Raw genomic sequence first — 4,423 nt, 5'->3', positions numbered from 1 at the left:
ATGAGGGGTAGGCAGGACGGCAGCGGGAGGTGGCGTTCATGAGAGCTTTGAAACAACTCGTTTTTTTCGGCTGGCAGCAGGCTCTCTCCTGTTTGTTTCCCGTCGTCATTTTTGCCTCTCTGGCGATTACTCAAATTGTGCCCCTTCCCATTCTGCCCCGGTATGACTGGCTGCTTATGATCTGTTTGTTCATGCAGTGGGCGATGCTCCGATCCGGCCTTGAAACACGGGATGAACTTAAAGTCATTACCTTGTTCCACGTGATTGGTCTCGCTCTAGAACTATTTAAGGTACATATGGGGTCCTGGTCCTATCCAGAAGAAGCGTATTCCAAGGTCTTTGGCGTACCTTTGTACAGCGGATTTATGTACGCGAGTGTGGCCAGTTATCTTTGTCAGGCCTGGAGGAGGCTGCATGTTCGACTTGTTAAGTGGCCGTCTTCTTTGGTCGTTGTCCCTCTGGCAGCTGCGATCTACTTGAATTTTTTCACCCATCATTACTGGATAGACGTACGCTGGTGGTTATCTGGTCTTGTTATATTTGTCTTCTGGCAAGCATGGGTGATTTATGAAGTAAATGGAACACGTTACAGAATGCCGCTGGCTCTTTCCTTTGTGCTGATCGGATTTTTTATATGGGTCGCGGAGAATATCGCCACCTATTTTGGTGCCTGGGAATATCCTTACCAGCGTGACGCCTGGAGCCTTGTTCACTTAGGGAAGGTAAGTTCCTGGCTGTTATTAGTGATTGTGAGCTTTCTAATTGTCGCGACATTGAAGCGGGTAAAAGGGGAAAGCACAACAAAAAGCCGCACCCGTATGCCCACGTTGGATCGTAAGTCTTCATAAAAAGGTCCCCAATTATTTCGAAGTAGAAAAAAACTAAAGAAGGTGGCTTGAATTGGACAATAAAGTTTGTTTGATTACAGGTGGAAATTCAGGAATTGGAAAAGCGGCTGCCATTCAACTGGCGCAAAGCGGAATGAAAGTGATGATCGCATGCAGAAGTGAAGAAAGAGGCAGAGCCGCTTTACAAGATATAAGGAGCTCAAGTGATCACGATCAAGTTCAACTGCTGGGGTTAGATATGAGCTCCCAGGCGTCCATCCGTCAGGCAGCGGAATTTTTCAAATCGACACATAGTAAACTCGATGTTCTTATCCATAACGCAGCTGATTTTGATATTACCAGGAAGACCCCTGAATATTCTGAGGATGGGATCGAAACCGTTTGGGCAACCAATCATATTGGTCCTGTATTGTTAACCAGCCTTCTGACCAACGAACTAGAACAAAGTGAACAGGGGAGAGTTATAACAATCGCCTCCCAAGGGTTAATGCTGCATCCTTATTTAAAAGTGAATGTGAAGGATCCTGAATTTAAAACGGGAGGGTATCGTGTAGCGAAAGCCTACTATCAGTCCAAGCTGGCACAGGTGATGTACACGTACTGGCTGGCAGAGCATTTAAAAGACACCAGCGTGACCGTCAATGGTGTGAGGGTTACGAACGTGAAGGTTGATATAAGCAGATATCCGGATTTATCAAAGTTCATGAAGGTTTTATATTCCATGAAAAGCCGCTTTTCCATTTCGCCGGAAGAGATGGCCGAAACATACACGTATTTAGCGCTTTCTCCTGAGGTGAAAGAAGTAACCGGAGAATACTTCAATGAAAAGAATAAGATCGTTTCTTCCTCAAGCTATAGTAAAAACAAGCGTAATATCGAGGAAGTAATGGAATTGACTATGAAATATTTGTAATCATGAAATAAAAAACAGAAACACCACTTATTTGCGTTGAAATAGGTGGTGTTTTTTATGATGAAAACAGTCGTTTATTGGAAATTTAACCTCTAAAAAATTGAAAAATATGTTACGATTTAGATAAATATCAGCTTATAAATAAGCATTTCAAAATTAGTTTTTCTTGTTGTTTAAACAGCAAATAGATGTATAGTGATGAATTTTGAAAGGGGATACAAAACGTTGAATACAAAATACCTGGACTTACTCGCTCAAAAATATGATAGTGAAGAAAAAGTAGTCACTGAAATTATTAATCTTAAAGCTATACTTAATCTGCCCAAAGGCACTGAGCATTTTGTCAGCGATTTGCACGGGGAGTATCAAGCCTTTCAACATGTATTAAGAAATGGTTCAGGAAAAGTAAAAGAGAAAATCACCGATCTATTTGCCGACGAGTTATCCGAAAAAGAAATGAATGAGTTCGCGACGCTAGTCTATTACCCTGAAGAAAAGATCAAGCTGATCAAAAACAGCTTTGACAATGAAAAAGAATTAAACCATTGGTATGCTCAAATCATCGAACGTATGATGAAGCTTGTCTCATATGCTTCCTCCAAATATACTCGATCCAAACTTCGGAAAGCCTTGCCCAGCCAATTTGCGTACGTTATTGAAGAGCTGCTTTACAAAACAGATGAATTCACCAATAAGGAGCGGTATTATTCTAAGATTCTTCAACAGATTATCTCCCTCGGCCAGTCGGATAAGCTCATTATCGGTCTCGCTTATACCACCCAGCAGCTGGTAGTGGACCATCTTCATGTCGTGGGGGATGTGTATGATCGGGGTCCCGAACCTGACAAAATCATGGAAACCCTCATTAATTATCACTCGATTGACATTCAGTGGGGGAATCACGATGTCCTCTGGATTGCAGCCTATGCAGGCTCAAAGGTCTGTCTCGCTAATATCATTCGAATCTGCGCACGCTACAACAATTTAGAGATTATCGAAGATGTGTATGGAATTAATCTTAGACCCCTTCTTAATCTGGCAGAGAAATATTATGATGACAATCCTGCCTTCCGTCCTAAGATCAATCCAGGTGAAGAACCATCTGATCATGAAAGGTTGCAAATCACGAAGATCCACCAGGCCATTGCCATGATTCAGTTCAAACTGGAAAGCCCTATTATCAAAAGACGCTCCCATTTCAATATGGAAGATCGACTGCTTCTTGAGAAAGTAGATTACGACAGGAACGAAATCACCATCGACGGGGAAACCTATCCCCTTGAAGATACCTGCTTTGCAACGGTCGATCCCGAGCATCCTGAACAGCTTCTAGAGGAAGAAGAGCAAGTAATGGAGAAACTATTATTCTCTGTCCAGCATTCAGAAAAGCTGGCCAGACACATGAACTTTTTCATGAAAAAAGGCAGTCTTTATCTAAAATATAACGGGAACTTATTAATTCATGGATGCATTCCACTGGATGAAAATGGAAATATGGAAAAAATGACGATCGAAAATCGAACCTATGGCGGAAGAGAATTACTTGATGTTTTTGAGCACTATCTACGTTACGCTTTTGCCCATCCTGAAAAGACCGACGATCTTGCAACGGACATGTCCTGGTATCTATGGACAGGTGAATATTCTTCTCTTTTCGGGAAACGGGAGATGACCACGTTCGAAAGGTACTTCATTAAAGATAAGAAAGTCCATAAAGAAAGAAAAAACCCTTATTATCATTTGCGGGAAGATGAGGAAACCTGCCGGGCAATCTTAACGGACTTCGGACTTAATCCTGACCAGGGGCATATTATCAACGGCCACACACCGGTTAAAGAAATAGATGGAGAAAATCCAATTAAAGCCAACGGAAAGATGATTGTTATCGACGGAGGATTTTCCAAGGCTTATCAATCCAAAACAGGCATAGCCGGATACACGTTATTATTTAACTCCTACGGCATGCAGCTGGTTGCCCACAAACACTTCAATTCAAAAGAAGAAGTGCTGCGAAATGGAACGGATGTCTTATCGGTAAAAAGGTTGGTGGATAAAGAACTGGAGAGGAAAAAGGTTCTTGAAACCAATGTGGGAGAGGAATTACTGCAGGAAATTTATATTCTGAACAGTTTGATGGAATATCGTTATATAAATTGAGTGTGTTCCTCTCAAGAAAAGCCAGCTAATTTAGCTGGCTTTTTCTATCTCCGAAAGGGCAGAGAGAGACTTACTTTTCTGCCCGGAATATGATTTTATAACAAAGAAAGATCAGCAGGATTAAACCGAGACTGACGAATAAACCAATTCTTTCATTCCCATGAAACCAGGCGCCGGAAATGGTTAAGAGAATGAATCCAATCCCTAGATAAGACGTGTATGGATAGCCAAAAGCTTTGAAGCGCTCATTACGTTTGTCATAAGTGGGATGCAGCTTGATGTGAGAAGCAAGGATTATGGCCCAGTTCAATATAAGCATCACGCCTGCAGCTGTCGTGACATACTCATACATCGTATCCGGCAAAAGATAGGAAAAGACGATCGATACAGCCAGTCCTCCTGCGGTTAAACCTAAAGACTTCAGCGCTACACCGCGACTGTTCTTTTCTTTAAGACTTTCTGGAGCGTCTCCATCCTCTGATAAAGAGACCATCACGTGGCTAAT

At 42.1% G+C, this 4,423-nt stretch carries 3 protein-coding genes and 1 pseudogene; 3 read left to right on the top strand and 1 reads right to left on the bottom strand.

From position 1 onward, the window contains the following. The first annotated feature begins 38 nt into the window (after nucleotides 1-38). The 3 genes from WAM07_RS08445 to fbp all read left to right on the top strand — a co-directional run bounded on the left by WAM07_RS08445 (nucleotide 39) and on the right by fbp (nucleotide 3,918). A complete protein-coding gene (locus WAM07_RS08445) occupies nucleotides 39-848 on the top strand; it encodes a DUF817 domain-containing protein (protein ID WP_422166043.1) in 810 nt (269 codons plus the stop codon). Between the two features lie 52 nt (nucleotides 849-900). Continuing rightward, nucleotides 901-1,761: an SDR family NAD(P)-dependent oxidoreductase gene (locus tag WAM07_RS08440; protein WP_422166042.1), complete on the top strand. Its 861-nt coding sequence runs from the start codon at nucleotides 901-903 to the stop codon at nucleotides 1,759-1,761. Between the two features lie 225 nt (nucleotides 1,762-1,986). Continuing rightward, on the top strand, nucleotides 1,987-3,918 hold the full coding sequence (gene fbp, locus WAM07_RS08435) for a fructose-1,6-bisphosphatase (RefSeq protein ID WP_422166041.1): 1,932 nt from the start codon (nucleotides 1,987-1,989) through the stop codon (nucleotides 3,916-3,918). 70 nt (nucleotides 3,919-3,988) lie between these two features. Here fbp and WAM07_RS08430 read toward each other — a convergent pair. Then, a pseudogene (locus tag WAM07_RS08430) lies at nucleotides 3,989-4,423 on the bottom strand (amino acid permease); the annotation flags it as partial.

The sequence above is a fragment of the Halobacillus sp. genome (assembly GCF_049282395.1).
Classification (GTDB): Bacteria; Bacillota; Bacilli; order Bacillales; family Halobacillaceae; genus Halobacillus.
This window is presented reverse-complemented; position numbering and strand designations above follow the sequence as displayed.